This is a genomic window from Rhizobium sp. 1399, from assembly GCF_031455475.1.
In the GTDB taxonomy this organism is placed as follows: domain Bacteria; phylum Pseudomonadota; class Alphaproteobacteria; order Rhizobiales; family Rhizobiaceae; genus Rhizobium.
In genome coordinates, this window is record NZ_JAVDSU010000016.1 from 131572 (window position 1) to 149869 (window position 18298).

General features: G+C 61.0%; 13 protein-coding genes and 1 riboswitch. Of the genes, 8 read left to right on the plus strand and 5 right to left on the minus strand.

Features of this window, described 5'->3' with window-relative positions; genetic code table 11:
* Positions 1–226: 226 nt before the first annotated feature.
* Positions 227–2566, minus strand: coding sequence for a LuxR C-terminal-related transcriptional regulator (locus J2X71_RS33160; RefSeq protein WP_310389106.1), 2340 nt, complete (start codon positions 2564–2566; stop codon positions 227–229).
* A 336-nt stretch (positions 2567–2902) separates the two neighbouring features.
* Positions 2903–3016, plus strand: a riboswitch (guanidine-I (ykkC/yxkD leader).
* Positions 3017–3090: 74 nt separating this feature from the next.
* Here J2X71_RS33160 and J2X71_RS33165 point away from each other — a divergent pair.
* From J2X71_RS33165 to atzF, 7 genes are read left to right on the plus strand one after another with little or no spacing between them, the layout of a single operon-like run.
* Positions 3091–4164 (plus strand): putative urea ABC transporter substrate-binding protein, encoded by a 1074-nt coding sequence (locus J2X71_RS33165; RefSeq protein WP_310389108.1) that lies wholly within the window; start codon positions 3091–3093, stop codon positions 4162–4164.
* 57 nt (positions 4165–4221) lie between these two features.
* The gene (locus J2X71_RS33170) at positions 4222–5040 is read left to right on the plus strand and encodes an ABC transporter permease (protein ID WP_310389110.1); all 819 of its coding nucleotides are present in this window, start codon (positions 4222–4224) and stop codon (positions 5038–5040) included.
* The gene (locus tag J2X71_RS33175) at positions 5037–5861 is read left to right on the plus strand and encodes an ABC transporter ATP-binding protein (protein WP_310389112.1); all 825 of its coding nucleotides are present in this window, start codon (positions 5037–5039) and stop codon (positions 5859–5861) included. The genes J2X71_RS33170 and J2X71_RS33175 overlap by 4 nt, the downstream gene beginning before the upstream one ends.
* A complete protein-coding gene (locus J2X71_RS33180) occupies positions 5858–6679 on the plus strand; it encodes an urea amidolyase associated protein UAAP1 (protein ID WP_310389114.1) in 822 nt (273 codons plus the stop codon). Before J2X71_RS33175 ends, J2X71_RS33180 begins: the two co-directional genes overlap by 4 nt.
* A gap of 10 nt (positions 6680–6689) precedes the next feature.
* The gene (locus J2X71_RS33185) at positions 6690–7340 is read left to right on the plus strand and encodes an urea amidolyase associated protein UAAP2 (RefSeq protein WP_113319994.1); all 651 of its coding nucleotides are present in this window, start codon (positions 6690–6692) and stop codon (positions 7338–7340) included.
* A gap of 1 nt (position 7341) precedes the next feature.
* The gene (gene uca, locus J2X71_RS33190) at positions 7342–10881 is read left to right on the plus strand and encodes an urea carboxylase (RefSeq protein WP_310389116.1); all 3540 of its coding nucleotides are present in this window, start codon (positions 7342–7344) and stop codon (positions 10879–10881) included.
* Between the two features lie 3 nt (positions 10882–10884).
* Complete coding sequence (gene atzF / locus J2X71_RS33195) at positions 10885–12690, plus strand: allophanate hydrolase (RefSeq protein ID WP_310389118.1); 1806 nt, start codon at positions 10885–10887, stop codon at positions 12688–12690.
* Positions 12691–12941: 251 nt separating this feature from the next.
* Here atzF and J2X71_RS33200 read toward each other — a convergent pair whose 3' ends face one another.
* Positions 12942–14123, minus strand: a complete 1182-nt coding sequence (locus J2X71_RS33200) for an adenylate/guanylate cyclase domain-containing protein (protein ID WP_310389120.1) — start codon at positions 14121–14123, stop codon at positions 12942–12944.
* 251 nt (positions 14124–14374) lie between these two features.
* Here J2X71_RS33200 and J2X71_RS33205 point away from each other — a divergent pair, with 251 nt between their 5' ends.
* Positions 14375–14572, plus strand: coding sequence for a hypothetical protein (locus tag J2X71_RS33205; protein ID WP_310389122.1), 198 nt, complete (start codon positions 14375–14377; stop codon positions 14570–14572).
* A gap of 59 nt (positions 14573–14631) precedes the next feature.
* On the opposite strand, the gene J2X71_RS33210 is transcribed toward J2X71_RS33205, so the two are convergent.
* The 3 genes from J2X71_RS33210 to J2X71_RS33220 are packed head-to-tail and all read right to left on the minus strand — an operon-like array spanning position 14632 to position 18270.
* Complete coding sequence (locus tag J2X71_RS33210) at positions 14632–16467, minus strand: ABC transporter ATP-binding protein (protein ID WP_310389124.1); 1836 nt, start codon at positions 16465–16467, stop codon at positions 14632–14634.
* 36 nt (positions 16468–16503) lie between these two features.
* Positions 16504–17700, minus strand: a complete 1197-nt coding sequence (locus J2X71_RS33215; protein WP_310389126.1) for an aminotransferase class V-fold PLP-dependent enzyme — start codon at positions 17698–17700, stop codon at positions 16504–16506.
* Between the two features lie 51 nt (positions 17701–17751).
* Positions 17752–18270, minus strand: a complete 519-nt coding sequence (locus tag J2X71_RS33220) for a RidA family protein (RefSeq protein ID WP_310389127.1) — start codon at positions 18268–18270, stop codon at positions 17752–17754.
* Between the last annotated feature and the right edge of the window lie 28 nt (positions 18271–18298).

The window sequence follows — 18298 nt, forward strand, 5'->3', positions numbered from 1 at the left end:
CCACCCGGCACTAAACCGTACGGTCTGCTCGAGAGGAGCATCCAGCACTTGGGTTGCCGGTTTGCCGCATTCCCTTCGCTGACCCATCCGATTGTCCGCCAGAGGAGGTCTGAGAAGAAGATTGCATATGCAAAGCAACCTGCTCAACAGATGACGGGTCTAGGTTTTCGTTTAAATGGTCTAGGTTTTGTGTCCGTGGAGACGCCAATCTCGCCCGAATTCTGAATCAGCTGACAAAACCGAGCGCCCTTGCCGCGCTGATCGCCTCCTGCCGGTTGCGGCAGCCGAGCTTGCGATAGACATTACCGAGATGGAATTTTACCGTCGCCTCGCTGAGGCCGAGGGTGCTGGCAATGAACTTGTTGGCAGCGCCTTCCGAAATCATTAGCAGGATCTTGCTCTCGCGCCGCGACAGGTCATTGCGCCCGCCGGCAGAGCGGCTCGACAACCTTCCGCTGTCGCGCAGCTTGCGGATGATCTGCCTGATAGGCAGCGACGTCGCCAGGAAGCCACCGATGCGCTGGTTGTCGATCAACTCCTCCAGGAAAACACGCTCTTCCGAAAGCGGAGCAATGGCGCCGAGCCGGGCGCAATCCTCGAAGATCTTCTGCAGGATGGCGCGGGCACGCGTCAGGTTGCGCTGGCGCTTGGCAATATAGGCAAGCCAGATCTGCCCACTCAGGCGCTGGCGGTCGGTCAGATGCAGGTTGCCGATAATGCCTTCGATCAGGCCTTCCAGGCCAGGGCGTGCGGGTTGCTCATACGTTATCTGGCGCAGCCATGCGAGCGCGAGCGCTATTTCGTCGCGATCATGCAAATGGACTAGCTCTCCGTCATTGCTCACCACCCGGTTCCGGTCGACGCGCGACATGATTGCTGCAAGGCATTGCGAAGCCTCCTGCCAGCGATTTGCATTCTGCAGGATGGCCGCTTCGCGGATTTCGATCATCGCCTGGAATTGGCGGTTGGACACCTGATAAACTCGCCAGCGATCGAGAAAGCTACGCGCCGCGATCGTCGAGAAATGGTCTCCAAGTGCCTGGCTGCCGTAATGCAACGCAAACTCCAGCAGACTTGGCCAGATCTCGCTATGGGAGAAATCGTCGATCTCGAGGCTGAGAAACCGCGCAAGCGGTTCAGCCCGTCCGGTCTCGTATTCGACGCAGGCCTCAAGGAGCAATTGAAGACGCTGATCATTTCGGCTTTCGAATGGAAGCTCGCGAAGACTTTCCGCAGCCCGAAGCGAATGTTTGCGGGCCGCCAGCGCATCACCCATCAAGAGACGGATCAGCGCCTGATGGAGGCTGACATAAAAGCAGAGCATCGGGGCATTGGCGCGCTCGTAATGGTGCATTGCACGTTGCGCCACTTCCTCCGCCTCCGCAAAACGCCGGTTGCGGATGTAGAATTCGAGCACGGAATTGTAGAAGCTGCCGCGAAAGAGATGGTCGTCGAGCGGGAATTCGGCAACGAGCGCGAAACAGGTTTCCAGGAGCTTTTCGGAGAAGAAGTAGTCTTCATAGATAAGCATCAGCAGCCGGAATGCCCTGAATTCCCGAGAAAACACGGCATTCTGGGCAAAGACTGCCTCCGGATCGTTGGCCAAATCGCCGAAACGGTCGGCAAGCAGTCGACGCGCACGCGACACATCCCCGAGTTTCAATGCCTGCAGTGCGAGTGCGAGCACGAGGACTTCGCTTTGCAGCGCGTAGCTTCGCGGAAATCCGGCGAGAATTCGATCATAGGCTTCCGGCCCATGGAAATAGAGGAGGAAGATGCCTTTCGCCTCTGTGAAGACCTTGAGCGCGTTGTCGTATAGGCCAATGCGCTGGAATATCTCGATCGCTCGTATCGGATGGCCATGGGCTGCAAAACTGTCCGCAATCGCCTTCGCGTCTGCTAGCACCTTGATCCGCTCCGCTATCACGGCATCGAGCGCACGATCGATCTCGCTGGCGATCGCCTTTACGCGCAGGCCGTTCTCCGCAACGAGGGGAAGGAAATGGAATTGTTCGCGAAAATCCCCTTTGCCCGTATCCAGAACGATACGGAGATCGACAAGGACTTCGGGCGGCGCGGATTGAAGAAGCTCGCTTTCGAGGAATGCGCTCAAGCGTTCAGCGCTCAATGTCGGATTGAATGCAATCAGGGGCCACCCGCCCGATACATGCATGATATCGAACGCACCATCGGCAAAAATCTCTGCTGCTTCGTGCTGATCGATGAGCAGAAAGGCTTGGTCCACGACATAGGCCTGACCATAGGCGATAGCTCGCGAGAGGCCTGGCAGCAACGTATCGGGGCGCTTTGCGATAAAAATCCGCGCCTGAGTCGACAGAAAGGCTTCAGGTAAGGCGGCCGGCTTGCCATGGGGTGGGATATCCCAGATGCAGACCTGATCAGGTCGCCATGCGGGTGCCGTTTCATCGGCGTGAATCTCGGCGCCGAAATGAGCGGCAATCTCATTCAGAGCCGACGTCTTGCCCATGCCGGCGGGCGCATCGAGAACGACGATCGGCTCGCGGCGCGCCAGAAGAGCATCAAAGACTCGAGGTCTGTGGACCAAATGCTGTACTCAATTCTCTGGGGTGAACATGCGTTCATCAACCCTCTTCACGCATGTCATAGCAGCAGTGAGGTACCGAATGAACTACCTCTTTCTCAGGAGTATTTTGACGATCTACGTGCTGGTCACTTTGCTGCAGAAACCGACTACTTCCTAATTTAGCCGGTCTCTTGCGGCCGCACAAATCTTGTGCGTTTTATCTACGCCATTTCACGAATTGCCCATCAGATGGGCATCAGTATGCACTTTCACAGCGCTGAATAATGCGCGACACACGCCAATCTTTGAAAATCAAACACATACGCGATCTGGCATAGCGCTTGCTACGAGACAGGTAGAGTTGGTGGCTAGGGTTCCGGCGTTTTTCAAAAAAGCGCGACTGGTCCGAGAGCTACTACCGGTGGGGGAGAAATCCTGTCGGGTGCACGGCGGGACAAAAGCCCGGGAGACCTCGTAAGCCAAGGGATTGGCGGCACGATGGTCATTGCCGATCCCTTTTGAAGAAAAGCAAAAGGGGAATTTCAATGCAGACTTTTTCGAAGATCCTTTCCATTACCGCTCTTTCCGCCTCGCTGGCGCTGGGCTTTGGCTCCATCGCCAGGGCCGAGCAGAAGACCGAATTCAAGGTCGCCTGGTCGATCTATGTCGGCTGGATGCCCTGGGGCTATGCGGCTGACCACGGCATCGTCAAGAAATGGGCCGACAAATACGACATCAAGATCGATGTCACCCAGTTCAACGACTACGTGGAGTCGATGAACCAGTATACGGCCGGCGCCTTCGATGCCGTGACGCTGACCAACATGGACGGCCTGTCGATCCCGGCCGCCGGCGGCGTCGATACGACCGCCGTCATCGTCGGCGACTTCTCGAATGGCAATGACGCCGTCATCCTGAAGGACAAGGCGAGCCTTGCCGATATCAAGGGCCAGAACGTCAATCTCGTCGAATTCTCCGTCTCGCACTATCTGCTCGCCCGAGCGCTCGAAAGCATCAAGCTGACGGAGCGCGACGTAAAGGTAGTCAACACGTCTGATGCCGACATGGTCGCGGCCTACAAGACCGCCGATGTCTCCGCCGTTGTCACCTGGAACCCGCTGGTCTCGACCATCCTCGAAGATCCCACAGCCAAGAAGGTTTTTGACAGCTCGCAGGTGCCAGGCGAAATCATCGACCTGATGGTCGCCAATAGCGGCGTGCTTAAGGACAATCCGAATTTCGGCAAGGCGCTCGCCGGCATCTGGTACGAGACGGCTGCCCTGCTGCGAGCCGATACTGCCGAAGGCAAGGCGGCCCGCCAGGCCATGGGCTCCGCTTCGGGCACCGATCTCGCCGGCTTCGAAGCTCAGCTGGCCGCCACCAAGCTCTTCGACAAGCCGGCCGATGCCGTTGCCTTCACCGCCTCGCCCGGCCTGCCGAAGACCATGGATCTGGTGCGCACCTTCCTTTTCGAGAAGGGGTTGCTCGGCAATGGCGCGCCGTCCGCTGACGTCATCGGCATTGAAATGCCCGATGGCAAGGTACTGGGCGACACGGGCAATGTGAAGCTGCGCTTCACCGAGACCTACATGAAGGCAGCCGCCGACGGTTCGCTCTGATCGCAATGGCGGCGCGGCTTAGCCGCGCCCCTTCCCTTCACCAGCGGAGCATTTCCCATGCGTTGGATCAACACGAGGCCGAGCCGGGGCACGCAATTTGCCTTGATGCTGCTACCCTTCGTGCTGCTCGTTGTCGCCTATGCCTTTGGCTCGGCCGCACGACTGGCGGAAAATGCCAATGACAAGCTTCTGCCAAGCCTTGCCGGCTTTGCCGATGCGATCAACCGTCTGGCCTTCGTCGCCGACCAGCGTACCGGCGAATTTCTGCTCTGGTCGGACACGGGCGCGAGCCTGATCCGCCTGCTCTCCGGCCTCGGCATCTCGACGGCAATTGCGCTCGCAATTGGCATGTTGATCGGCATGCTGCCCTATCTGAGGGCGTTGCTTTCCCCCTTTGTCGCCGTGATCTCCATGGTTCCGCCGTTGGCGCTTCTGCCAATCCTCTTCATCGTTATGGGTCTCGGAGAGACTTCGAAGATCGCCCTCATCGTCATTGGTGTCGCTCCGACGATGATCCGCGACCTGGCACTGAAGGCGCTGGAACTGCCTCGCGAACAGATCGTCAAGGCCGAGACGCTTGGCGGCTCCTCCTGGCAGATCGGCCTGCGCGTCGTGCTGCCGCAGATCCTGCCGCGGCTGATTACCTGCCTCAGGCTGCAGCTCGGCCCGGCCTGGCTGTTCCTGATTGCGGCCGAGGCGATCTCCTCGGATTCCGGCCTCGGCTACCGCATCTTCCTCGTCCGCCGTTATCTCTCGATGGATATCATCTTTCCCTATGTGGTCTGGATCACCCTGCTCGCCGTGGTGATGAACACTTTGCTCGACCGTCTGCGCATTGCCGTCTTCCCTTGGTCAGAACTGGAGAAGCAGGCATGAGCGAACTCAGGATCGAAAGGGTCTGGAAGGAATATGGCGACCAAATCGTGCTCGAGGATGTATCGCTGACCGTTGCCTCGCGGGCCTTCGTCGCCCTCGTCGGCCCCTCCGGCTGCGGTAAAAGCACCTTCCTGCGCATGCTGCTTGGCCAGGAACGGCCGACGAAGGGTAAGATCCTGCTCGACGGCGTGCCGCTGCCACAGGAGCCGGGACCGGATCGCGGTGTCGTCTTCCAGCGCTATTCCGTCTTTCCGCATCTGACGGTGCTCGGCAATGTGCTGCTCGGCAAGGAGTTGTCCGCCGCGCGCTACAAGGCCAAGCTCTTTGGCGCGGCACGTCGCAACGTCATCGCGGAAGCGCGCCAGTTGATCGCCGAGGTCGGGCTTGCCGGTTCGGAGGGGAAATATCCGGCCCAGCTTTCCGGCGGCATGCAGCAGCGCCTTGCGCTCGCCCAGGCACTCATCATGAAGCCGAAGGTACTGTTGCTCGACGAGCCCTTCGGCGCGCTCGATCCCGGCATCCGCGCCGAAATTCACACGCTGATGAAGCGGCTCTGGCACGAAACGCAGATGACCGTCGTCATGGTTACCCATGACATGCGCGAGGCCTTCACACTCGCCAGCCGCGTCGTCGCCTTCGAACGCCGTCGCGACCGGCCGGAAGAGAAGGAGCGTTACGGCGCCACCATTACAAAGGACATTTCCATCTGGCCGCCGCGCCTTGCCGGCCAGTCAACGATCTTCAGCCCCGACCGGGACGGCCCGGTCGCTTCCCCGGGGCACAGCCGGGACGACCTGGCACCGTCAGGAGAGATGCAATGATGCATGTAAGACGCTCCCCCGAGGAGATCGCCGCCAATCGTGCGCGCTACGAGGAGCATCAGAAGAAGGGCCTGGAATTCGCCCCCAAGGCCCTGCCCGGCCCAAGCCCGCTGCCGGCACCGGCCATCGATGCGAACACCGTCATCCACCAGGAGACCATCCCCGGTGGTTGGTACTGGTCGACGAAGCTTTTGCGTGGCGAGGCGATCCGCGTCGATCAGGCCGAAGGCAATTCCACCGTGGCGCTCGTCGCCTGGAATGCCGATGATACGAGCGAGCGGATCAATCTCGTCGATACCGCCAAGGTCCAGTGGACGACGGCGCTCGGCAAGGGGCGCGTGATCTTCTCCGACATGGGCCGCGTCATGTTCTCGATGATCGAGGACAGTTCCGGCGCCCACGACTGCCTGATGGGTGGCTCGACGGCCGCCTCGAACGCAGCGAAATATGCCGGCCAGAAGACCCGAAACACCCGCGACAACCTCGTCCTCGCTGCGGTCAAGCTCGGCCTCGACCGTCGCGATATTCCAGGCATCCTCAATCTCTTCGCGCCAGTGCGCCTTGCCGAGGCCGGTGGCTTTGGCTGGCAGGGCAAACGCTCCAACAGCGGCGATTACGTCGAGTTGCGTTCCGAAATGGACATGCTGGTCGGCTTATCCAATTGCCCGCATCCCCTCGATCCGGATCCGACCTACCAACCGAAGCCTGTTGTCATCACCCGCTACAAGGTGGCGGCTCCGGCTGCGGATGATCTTTGCCGCACGGCAACTGCCGAAGCCGTACGCGGCTTCGAAAACAACATCCTGATGCAGGCTTGAGGAGAGACCGATGTCCGATTTCATCCAGACCTCCCCTGCCCGCAGCGTCCAAAATGCCGCCCAGGATCATTTCATCGCGGCCGAAGCGCCGTGGTCCGGCATCGTGCGCAAGGGCCAGACAATCCGCATCGAGGACAGCTACGGCCAGCAGGCGATCGACACGCTCTTCTATCGTGCCGATGATGTCTCCGAGCGCTATTCCAATCAGGATACGATGCGCATGCAGGGTGCCGCCTATATCGGCATCGGTACGAAAATCGTGTCGAACGAAGGCAATGTCATGCTGACCATGACGGCCGACAGTTGCGGCCGCCATGACACCTCGGCCGGCGCTTGCTCCTGCGAGAGCAACACCGTGCGCTTCGGCCATGGCACAAAATATCTCCACGCCTGCCGCGACAATTTCGTGCTTGAAGTCAGCAAGCACGGCATGGGCAAGCGCGATATCGTGCCGAACATCAACTTCTTCATGAACGTGCCGATCAAGCCGAATGGCGAGATGACAATCGTCGACGGCATTTCCGCGCCGGGTGACTATGTAGAACTCGTCGCCGAGATGGACGTGCTCTGCGTCATCTCCAACTGCCCGCAGATCAATAATCCCTGCAACGGTTTCGATCCGACGCCGATCCGGGTGCTGATCTGGGATGGCGAGGACTGACATGTTCAAGAAAGTCCTGATCGCCAACCGAGGCGAAATCGCCATCCGGGTCATCAAGACCCTGAGGCGCATGGGCATTGCGTCGGTCTCCGTCTATTCCGATGCCGACCGCTTCGCCAAACCCGCAATGGTGGCCGATGAAGCAATCCGCCTTGGGCCGGCACCGGCGAGCGAAAGCTATCTCAATGTCGATGCCGTCATCGCCGCCTGCAAGGCGACGGGGGCGGAAGCAGTGCATCCCGGCTATGGGTTTCTCTCGGAAAATATCGGTTTTGCCGAGCGGCTCGCCGCCGAAGGCATCGCCTTCATCGGCCCGCGGCCCGAACACCTCTCCGCGTTCGGCCTGAAGCATACGGCGCGCGAACTCGCCAAGGCGAGCGGCGTTCCACTCCTGCCCGGCACCGGCCTGCTCTCGAGCGCCGATGAAGCGCTCTCGGCGGCAGAAACGATCGGCTATCCCGTGATGCTGAAAAGTACGGCCGGCGGCGGCGGCATCGGTATGCAGCTCTGCGCTGATCCCGAAAGCCTGAAGGCATCCTTCGAAAGCGTGCAACGCACCGCGCGGGCAAGCTTTGGCGATGCGCGCGTCTATATCGAGCGTTTCGTGGCGGAGGCGCGGCATGTCGAGGTGCAGATCTTCGGCAATGGCAAAGGCAAGGTCATCGCGCTCGGCGAGCGCGACTGCTCGCTGCAGCGGCGAAACCAGAAGGTGGTCGAGGAAACCCCCGCTCCCGGTCTTTCGGCTGCAACCCGCGCTCGCCTGCACAAGGCAGCCATCGACCTCGGCTCGGCTGTCTCCTACGAATCCGCCGGTACCGTCGAATTTATCTATGATCCCATACGTGAGGAATTCTACTTCCTCGAGGTGAACACCCGCCTGCAGGTCGAACATCCCGTTACGGAAGCCGTGTTCGGCATCGACCTCGTCGAATGGATGATCCGCCAGACCGCCGGCGAGGACGTGCTTTCGGGCTCCGAGGCGCTACAGCCGGAGGGAGCAGCGATCGAAGTGCGCGTCTATGCCGAGATGCCGCATGCCGATTTCCGCCCGAGTGCCGGCCTGCTGACGGAGGTTGTCTTCCCCGAAGATGTCCGCCTCGATGGCTGGATCGAGACCGGCACAGAGGTGACGCCTTTCTACGATCCGATGCTCGCCAAGCTGATCGTTTCCGCCGAGGATCGTCCGGCGGCAATCGAGAAGCTGAGGGCAGCACTCTCTGGCACGTCGATATCGGGTATCGAGACCAATCTCGACTATCTTCGCGCCATCGCAGGCTCCGAGCTTCTCGCCAGCGGCAAGGTGGCCACCACAGCGTTGCGGGACTTTTCCTTCGTGCCTGACGTTATCGAGGTGATCGCCCCGGGCGCGCAGTCGAGCATTCAGGAATTGCCGGGCAGGCTCGGCCTTTGGCATGTCGGCGTGCCGCCGAGCGGTCCGATGGACGAGCGCTCATTCCGGCATGCCAACCGTCTCGTCGGCAATGGTGATATGGTCGCGGCACTGGAACTGACGGTCTCGGGCCCGGTGCTGAGTTTCCATACCGACACGGTGGTTGCCCTTGCCGGCGCGAGGATGGCGATGAGCGTCGACGGCGTGAAACTGCCGCATGACGAAGCCGCAACAATCCGCGCTGGCCAGATCCTCTCGATCGGCAGCGTCGATGGGCCAGGGCAGCGAGCTTACCTCGCCGTGGCGGGCGGTTTTTCCGCTCCCGTCGTGCTGGGCTCCCGCGCCACCTTCGGGCTCGGCCAGTTCGGCGGCAACGCCACCGGCACGCTGAAGACCGGCCATGTGCTGCATCTTGCCCGTCAGGCCGCCGCCGAACCGCCAAAGCCACCAATCGAACCAGCGGAATTGACGCGCGAATGGGAGGTCGGCGTTCTCTACGGTCCGCATGGCGCACCTGATTTCTTTCAGGATGGCGATATCGAGACGCTGTTTTCGACGCGCTACGAGGTGCATTTCAACAGCGCGCGCACCGGCGTACGCCTCATCGGTCCCGCGCCGAAATGGGCGCGCAGCGATGGCGGCGAAGCCGGCCTTCATCCCTCCAACCTGCATGACAATGCCTATGCGATCGGCGCGATCGATTTCACCGGCGACATGCCGATCATCCTCGGACCGGACGGCCCAAGCCTCGGCGGCTTCGTCTGCCCAGCGGTGATCGCTCGCGACGAGCAATGGAAGATGGGCCAGTTCAAGCCGGGCGATCGCATCCGCTTCCATCCCGTCACGCGGTCTGAGGACCCGATTGCCGGGCCGGTCGTGCATCGGGCGAAAGAAGAGACAGGCTCGCCTGTTATTAGCAAGAGCGACGGCGGACCTGTCTCTGTCGTCTACCGCCGCCAGGGTGATGACAATCTGCTGGTCGAATATGGACCGATGACGCTCGATATCGCCCTGCGGCTCAGGGTACATCTCTTGATGCAGGCCGTATCGCAGGCCCGCCTGCCCGGGATCATCGATCTCACGCCCGGCATCCGCTCGCTGCAGATCCACTATGACGGATCGTCTTTGACCCGCAAACGCCTGCTCGGCTTGCTGGCGGAGACCGAGGCGAGCCTGCCGGCAGCCCAGGACGTCAAGGTGCCGAGCCGCATCGTGCATCTGCCACTTTCCTGGAACGATCCGGATGCGGAACTTGCCATGCGCAAGTATCAGGAACTCGTCCGCCCGAATGCGCCCTGGTGCCCGTCCAATATCGAGTTCATCCGCCGCATCAACGGGCTGGCAGACGAGCAGGCGGTGCGCGACGTCGTCTTCGATGCGAGCTATCTCGTGCTCGGCCTCGGCGACGTCTATCTTGGCGCGCCGGTCGCAACACCGGTCGATCCGCGCCATAGGCTGGTGACCACAAAGTACAATCCAGCCCGCACCTGGACGCCGGAAAATGCCGTCGGTATCGGTGGGGCCTATATGTGCATCTATGGCATGGAAGGCCCGGGCGGATACCAGCTTTTCGGCCGCACCATCCAGGTGTGGAACACCTGGCGGCAGACACCGGTCTTTGCCAAGGGCAAGCCCTGGCTTTTAAACTTCTTCGATCAGATCCGCTTCTTTCCTGTCACCCACCAGGAGCTGACGGAGGCGCGTAGCGCCTTCCTCCATGGCGGCTATCCTGTGAGAATCGAGGAGACGGAATTCTCCTACGCAGCATACGAGAAGGAATTGCAGGCGAATGCCGCCTCGATCGGGACCTTCAAGGCGAGCCAGCAGGCGGCTTTCGATTCCGAGCGCCAGCGCTGGAAGGAGGCGGGCCTCGACAGCTTCGTCACCGACGAAGGCACTGGTGAAAGCCCTGACGGAGATATTCCCGAAGGCTGCTTCGGCGTTGCCAGCGCCGTACCCGGCAATATCTGGAAACTTCTGGTCGAGCCGGGCGCACCGGTCGCGGCCGGTGACACGCTTGCCATCATCGAATCCATGAAAATGGAAATCAACGTCACCGCACATGCGCCGGGCCGTGTTCGCGACCTGCGCGCCGGCCCCGGACGAAACGTCAAAGCGGGCGATATCATTGTTGTTCTGGAGGAATGCTGAACCATGCTGCCGACCATTCTTGATCTGACAAGCCTTCGCGCAGCCTATGAGGCAGGCCAAAGTCCGCTCGATGTCATCGAGACCGTCATTACGCGTCGTGCCGCCTCGAAGGATCCGGCAATTTTCATCACACCGGCGCCTGATGATACATTGCGGGCTGAAGCACGAGCTCTGATGGAACGTGCACCCGAGCCGAACAGCCTGCCGCTCTGGGGTATTCCCTTCGCGGTGAAGGACAATATCGACGTGGCGGGGCTACCGACCACCGCCGCCTGCCCGGCTTTCGCTTATAATCCCGAGAAGGACGCAACTGTCGTTGCACGACTGCGGGCGGCAGGTGCGATCGTAATCGGCAAGACCAATCTCGACCAGTTTGCGACCGGCCTCAATGGCACGCGCTCACCCCATGGAGCGCCACGATCGGTCTTCGATGCCGACTATATTTCAGGCGGTTCGAGCTCCGGTTCTGCAGTGACGGTGGCATCCGGCCTCGCCACCTTCGCGCTCGGCACGGATACGGCCGGTTCAGGCCGCGTGCCGGCCGCTTTCAACAATCTCGTCGGCATCAAGCCCACTCCGGGCCTGCTGTCGAATACCGGCGCCGTGCCAGCCTGCAAGAGCGTCGACTGCATAACCATCTTTGCCGCGACTGTCGGCGACGGCGTCGCAATCCGCAAGATTGCCGAGGGCTTCGATGCCGCCGACCCGTTCTCCAGGCGCGCCAAGCCGGCTTCCCTTCCGATTGCCGGCCTGCGCGTCGGCGTTCTCGACGGCGCAGAGCGGGAATTCTTCGGCGATACCGATGTCGAAGCGCTCTACGATCAGGCAATCGAGCGGGCCAAGGTGCTCGGCGCGACGATCGTTCCCTTCGATTATGCGCCCTTCCGTGAGGCAGCTTCTCTCCTCTATGACGGCCCATGGGTTGCCGAGCGCCTGGCAGCCGTCGAAGATTTCCTGGCGAGCAACGCCGCCGATTTCGATCCCACGGTTCGCAAGATCATCGAAGGCGCCAAAGGCAAGACGGCCGTCGAAGCTTTTAATGGCCGCTACAAGCTCGAAGAGCTGCGCCGTAAGACGGAAGTCGAATGGGCGAAGGCGGATGTCCTGCTGCTGCCGACGGCACCGACGACCTACAAGGTTGCCGACATGCAGGCCGATCCGATCGTGCTCAACGGCCGGCTTGGCCGCTACACGAACTTCGTCAACCTGCTCGATTGCGCCGCGATTGCCGTTCCCGCCGGCTTCGGCGCCAATGGCCTGCCGGGCGGTGTGACGCTGATTTCGCCAGCCTTCACCGACGATGCGCTGGCTCCCCTTGCCGATGCGCTGCACCGCGCTGCCGCCGCCGGCATGGGCGTCGATCGCGCTGCGGTCATCCCCGAGCAGAGCCGTGTCGCCTCATTGACAGACGATACCATCGCCATCGCCGTGGTCGGTGCGCATCTGACGGGCATGCCGCTCAATCACGAACTGACCACATTGGGCGGCACGTTGGTAAAGGCCTGCCGCACAGCAGGTGATTATCGCCTCTTCGTGCTGCCTAATACGACCCCGCAGAAGCCCGGCCTCGTGCGCGAACCGGGACAGGACGGTCTCGGACTAGAGATTGAGGTCTGGGCCTTGCCCCCAGAGGGCTTCGGCCGTTTCGTTGCCAAGATCCCTGCCCCGCTTGGTATCGGCAAGGTCACGCTGGAGGACGGTTCGAGCGTGTCGTGCTTCCTCTGCGAAGCCCATGCTGTGAAGGGAGCCGAGGAGATCACTGCTCTCGGCGGCTGGCGGAACTATATGCGCAGCAAATCGGCCGCCTGAACCGGAGGGGTACGACAGTGAAATTCATGGTCCGGCTGCTGATGAATGGACTCCTGGCGCGTGCGGGCGCGCTACGAGGTCGACCTGTCATCTTTGTCCGCAGCCCGGTCCATGGCCGAGACGGGTCGAAATGATGGCCACCGTATCGAGCAGCGGCTGGTACAAACTTTTCTATGACTTTGAGTGAGAGCCGCAGCGACGGCCCGGTAACTCCCACGGCGCCGATAACGGCGCCGCTGGCGACAGTCGCTTCAATCCAGCCAGGCGTAAATCGCGGCTGGACGAGCGACACCTTTGAGCGGAAAAATGCCCGCTTTCTCGAAACGGCCTGGCGCCTGCGAAACGAAATCGGCGGATGCCAGCAGGCTGTGGCCGATCTCGTCGGCCAGCTTTTCCATGCGTGCTGTCTCGTTGACCGCTCTGCCAATGGCGGTGAAGTCGAGGCGGCGAGCCGCACCGACATTTCCATAGAACACTTCGCCGACGTGAAGGACGATATCGACAAGAAGCCCCGGTTCTCCGGCTTCCGCTCGCCTGCGATTGACATCGCCATTGGCGTCCATGGCAGCTCGTGCAGCCGCCAGGGCGCGGCCGCATGCCTCGGCAGGGTTATCGACATCGGCAGGGAAGATGGCGAGCAGACTGTCGCCCATGAACTTCAGGATCTCACCGCCCTCCTGCTCGACCGGAGCGCCGATCGCTTCGAAATGCTCGTTGAGCCAGGCAACGATGCGTTCAGGCTGATGCTGTTCATTGAGCGAAGTGAACTTCTTGAGATCGGCAAGGAGGATCGCGGCATAGACCGCGGTACCGTCCCCGCGCTTGATATGACCGCTCAGAATACGTCCACTGGTCCGTGTGCCCGTATAGACAGCCAGCACATCGCTCGCAACCCGCGTGGTAGCGATGCGGCAGCAGGCGAGTGACAGCGCCGGGACCAACCTCTCCAGATCGGCAATCAGCCTGTCCGAAAAGCCATCGGGGTCATCAACGGCGATCGAGAAGCTGACGCCCGCCAGCGCGGTATCGCCGGGGAATGAAACGAGCTTCATCAGATAATCGGTGGCTCCGAGCTCCGTCAATTCAGTCAGTAGCGGAATCGCCGGAGCATCCGGTCCCGGCGGCAATCGCCAACGGGCATATTGCAGATTATTCTCCAGGAGGAAGGAAATGGGAGAGCGCCGGAACAATTCCTGACCCGCTTCGTCATGCCCTTGAACTTCCGTCGAGAAGCCGGAAGAACGATACCACGCAAGCGAAAATCCCCGCTGCAGGGGATCGATCGACGGCATCGCTATCGACGCACGAAGGATTGGATATCCAAGATCCGTCAGTCGTTCTGCGACGCCCTGCAAAATGGTCTCAATGGTATCTGTCGATAGTCCTTCGGCGATGATCCAGTCTATCAGTTCCTGCAAGCGGGGCATGGTCATGTCCTTCGGCCTCCGGATTTTTTTGGAGGTCTGTCGTTCTACCGCAATTTTATCAATGGTCCATCGGTCGTGTCATTCCCGGGCGTCGGGTATCATCGCCGCAAAAAATCTTCATGCGCGCGCCGATTGAAGCAAAATGTGTGGAACAAAATCGGCGCTGCTGCGTAAATCCTCTCTGGGACGCAAGAAAGCCTGTTATCGCGCTAACAAGAAGCACAACCCCCACTTCGAGGAAGGAAAGGAACGTGTCTATGACCTTACGGACTGCTGATGTTGTGCCGCATGACGATCACGTGGTTACGGCCAAAGAGGCCCTGGAGGGACTTTACCTAAGGCTCGAAATGGAGGCTGAGGTCCGGCTCGTTGCCGCGGCATTGCGCGCCGGTTGGACGGCAGACGAAGCCCTTGACGCGATCGACCAGCTTCGAGCCGACGATATCACCCACTAAGATTCCCTGACGCGGCGTTAAGCGTCGTGGCGGCTGAAATTGTCGCCCCCGAACTGCGCTCAGTTTGCCACCAGATGCCCCGGCGATACCTCACGGTACCCGAGCGGCTTGATCTTGTAATCGACGGGCCGGATCGGGCTCTTGATCTCGTCATTCGCGACTGACCGCTTTTCGCGACGGCGATCAGGATCGGGAACCGGGACGGCTGCCATCAGCTTCTTGGTATAGTCGTGCTGTGGGTCGCCGAAGACGGCAGCGCGCGGCCCGATTTCGACGATTTCACCGAGATACATGACCGCGACGCGGTGGCTGACGCGCTCGACGACGGCCATGTCGTGAGAAATGAACAGAAATGCGAGATTGAGGCTCTGCTGCAAGTCCAGCATCAGGTTGATGACCTGCGCCTTGATCGACACATCGAGCGCCGAGACGCTTTCATCCGCCACGATGACCTTCGGCTCCAATGCAAGCGCACGCGCAATACAAATACGCTGGCGTTGCCCGCCGGAGAACTCATGCGGGAAGCGCGAGGCCATGTCGGGCGTCAGGCCGACCTTGGTGAGGAGGTCTGCGACGCGTTCCCTCGCCTGCTTTGCCGTCCCCATTCTGTGCTCGAGATAAGGCTCGGCAATGGCGTCGCCGACACGGATGCGGGGATTGAGGCTGGCAAAGGGATCCTGGAAGATCATCTGCACGGTCTTGCGCATCTCGCGCATGCCCGCCTTGCCGAGCGCCAGCACATCCTTGCCATCGGCAATGACAGAACCGCTCTGCGCCTCGATCAGCCGCATGATTGCGCGCCCGGTCGTCGACTTGCCGCAGCCAGACTCGCCGACGAGCGACAGCGTCTCGCCGGCATGGAGATCGAAGGAAACGTTCTCGACCGCGTGTACGCGACCAGTCAGCTTGCCGAAGAGCCCGGAATGAATGTCGAAGCGCTTGGTGAGGTTCTTCACCTCTAGAACCGGGCGAGATGTTGCGGCGACCGTATCAGCCGTTTCGACCGGAATGTCTGATTCTCCCGTCGCCGTATTGACGACGGGGAAGCGTAACGGCCGCCGGTAATTTTGCATGGAACCGAGCACCGGTACAGCCGACAGCAAGGCACGGGTGTAGGGATGTTTGCCACGATGGAAGATATCGGGTGTCGCTCCCGTTTCCACCTGCTCGCCGCGATACATGACGACGGTACGATCGGCGATCTCGGCAACCACGCCCATATCATGAGTGATGAACAGAACCGACGTACCCTCCTCTTCCTGCAACATCTTGATCAGATCGAGGATCTGGCCCTGGATCGTCACGTCGAGTGCCGTCGTCGGTTCGTCGGCGATCAGGAGCTTCGGTCGTGAGGCAAGCGCCATGGCGATCATCACACGCTGGCGCATGCCGCCGGAGAAGCGGTGGGGATATTCGTTAAAGCGCGAGACAGCCGAAGGAATGCGCACCTTTTCGAGCAAGCGGATCGTCTCGGCGCGGGCTTCGGTCTTCGACATCGGCCGGTGGCACAACAACGCCTCTGAAATCTGGTCGCCGATCGTGAAGAGCGGATTGAGGCTCGTCATCGGTTCCTGGAAAATCATCGCGACATCATTGCCGCGAACCTTGCGCATCTCGCCTTCCGGCAGCGCCAGAAGGTCGCGCCCGCCGAGTATGATCTTGCCTTCGATGCGGCTCGAATCCGCCTGCAGAAGGCGCATGATCGATAGCGAAGTCACGCTCTTGCCGGAGCCGCTCTCGCCGACGATCGCGACCGTCTCTCCCGGTGCGACATCGAAGGAGACATTGCGAACGACCGGCTTCCAGGCGCCATCGACCAGAAACGATGTCGTCAGGTTCTGGACGGAGAGAACCGGCTCCGCCGTTGCGATGGATTGTGCCTGGATGCCTGTCATGATCGCTTCCTTAGAATTCGCGCCTTGTTTCTCGGATCAATCCGGCCACTTCAGCGCACCTTCAAAACGTCGCTTGCTGCGGTTTTCGATCGGTGTTGCAATGATCTCGTTGGAGGCGCGCGCCTTGTCGAGCTCCTCGGCCAGGCGGCTGGCGACGATCTTCTCCTGGCCCGGGTGCAGGTTGCAGGGATCGAGGTAGAAGTAGCGATGCTCGACTTCATGATCGCGCACGATGATCGGCGGTGAGCCGCGGCCGAGCGCATCGGCGAGGTCCCAGGCGGTGATGTGGGCCTCATCGGTATCGATGATCACGCGCATGCGATCGAGCGGGTTGTTGGTCGGGTCCGGCTCGATCAGTGCGGTCACGCCGGGGCGGCCGTCGAGCGTCTGTTTCCAGAGGTTGAGATAACCAGTCTCACGCTCGCGGATACCGGCGTGGTCGCGCTTTTCCCAGGCTTCGAGCGCCGCCATGACGCCGAAAATGCTTTCCTTGCCGACCTTCATGCCGCGGCCGATGCCCATATTCTGCAGGAAGGCGTTGCGCACCAGCTCCTTCTTGCCGGCGACGATGCCCGAGGTCGGGCCGCCCAGGAACTTGTGGCCGGAATAGAGCGCCACATCAGCCCCCTGCTCCAGGAATATCCGCAGATCATATTCCGAGGCCGCATCGACGATAACAGGAACGCCCTCGGCATGGGCAATCTCGACGAATTCCTTGAGGTTCAGCAAGCCGTAGTCAACCACGTGGTGCGAAACGACATAGACGGCGGCGGCCGTCTTCTCGGTAATCGCGTTCTCCATATGGAAGCGATGGGTGGATGTTGCCTGTCCGACCATCACAACCTTGCCGCCGGCAAGCCGGATCGCCTGATCGACGGGTGCGCCGTAGCTGACGATATGGCCCATCTGGACGAGGACTTCATTCTTCTCCGGCACCACATCCGGCAGCTTTTCGATAGCGAGCAGGTTGTTGCCGGTGATGGCGCCAGCGACGGCGAGCGAAATGCCTGCCGAGCACGAGGCGGTCACGAAGCCCGCCTCGCCGCCGGTCAGCCGCGCGATAACCCCGCTTGCCTTGCGCTGCAAATCGTTGACCTCAACGAACTGCGGCAGGATCGACGACATAGCGGCGATGGCCTCGGGAACGACGATTGAGGCGCCGAGGCTGGTCATGGTGCCGGAAACGTTGATGACCGGGCGAAGGCCGATCGATGTGCGGATGTCCTCAGACATGGGTGTCTCCAATTTCAATCTGTTGGGCCGGAGCAATTATGCGCATCCTCATTAATCCCTGAGCGCGACGATGGCCTCGATTTCGACGGTGATGTTTCCTGGCAGCGATCCGAAGCCGACAGCAGAACGGGCATGCTGTCCGACCTCGTCGCCGAAGACGTCGATGAAGAGATCCGAACACCCGTTGATGACCGAGGGATGATCGACGAAATGCGGTACGGCATTGACCATGCCGAGCAGCTTGACGACACGCTTGACACGCGAAAGGTCGCCGAGCGCCTCATGCATGACGGAAAGCAGATTAATGCCGGTGAGCTTTGCGTGCGCGTAGGCCGCTTCGACGCCGACCTCGGCGCCGACCTTGCCGACATGCATGAAGCCGTCCGGCTCGCGGGGGCCCTGCCCCGACAGGTAAAGCATGTTGCCCTCCTGCACATGGGTGACGAAATTAGCGATCGGCGGCGGTGGGGCCGGAAGCTCGATGCCAAGCGCTACTAGCCGCTCGTAGGGCGACGTGCTGGGCTGACCTGCGGTAACGGGCGGGCCGGCGGTGGCGGAAGACTGGTTCACGCAAACTCCTGTGATGCTATGTCTTGTG

Coding starts and splice junctions, on each gene's coding strand:
- J2X71_RS33165 (WP_310389108.1), top strand. CDS start 3,091: ATGCAGACTTTTTCGAAGATCCTTTCCATTACCGCTCTTTCCGCCTCG.
- J2X71_RS33170 (WP_310389110.1), top strand. CDS start 4,222: ATGCGTTGGATCAACACGAGGCCGAGCCGGGGCACGCAATTTGCCTTG.
- J2X71_RS33175 (WP_310389112.1), top strand. CDS start 5,037: ATGAGCGAACTCAGGATCGAAAGGGTCTGGAAGGAATATGGCGACCAA.
- J2X71_RS33180 (WP_310389114.1), top strand. CDS start 5,858: ATGATGCATGTAAGACGCTCCCCCGAGGAGATCGCCGCCAATCGTGCG.
- J2X71_RS33185 (WP_113319994.1), top strand. CDS start 6,690: ATGTCCGATTTCATCCAGACCTCCCCTGCCCGCAGCGTCCAAAATGCC.
- uca (WP_310389116.1), top strand. CDS start 7,342: ATGTTCAAGAAAGTCCTGATCGCCAACCGAGGCGAAATCGCCATCCGG.
- atzF (WP_310389118.1), top strand. CDS start 10,885: ATGCTGCCGACCATTCTTGATCTGACAAGCCTTCGCGCAGCCTATGAG.
- J2X71_RS33200 (WP_310389120.1), bottom strand. CDS start 14,123: ATGACCATGCCCCGCTTGCAGGAACTGATAGACTGGATCATCGCCGAA.
- J2X71_RS33205 (WP_310389122.1), top strand. CDS start 14,375: ATGACCTTACGGACTGCTGATGTTGTGCCGCATGACGATCACGTGGTT.
- J2X71_RS33210 (WP_310389124.1), bottom strand. CDS start 16,467: ATGACAGGCATCCAGGCACAATCCATCGCAACGGCGGAGCCGGTTCTC.
- J2X71_RS33215 (WP_310389126.1), bottom strand. CDS start 17,700: ATGTCTGAGGACATCCGCACATCGATCGGCCTTCGCCCGGTCATCAAC.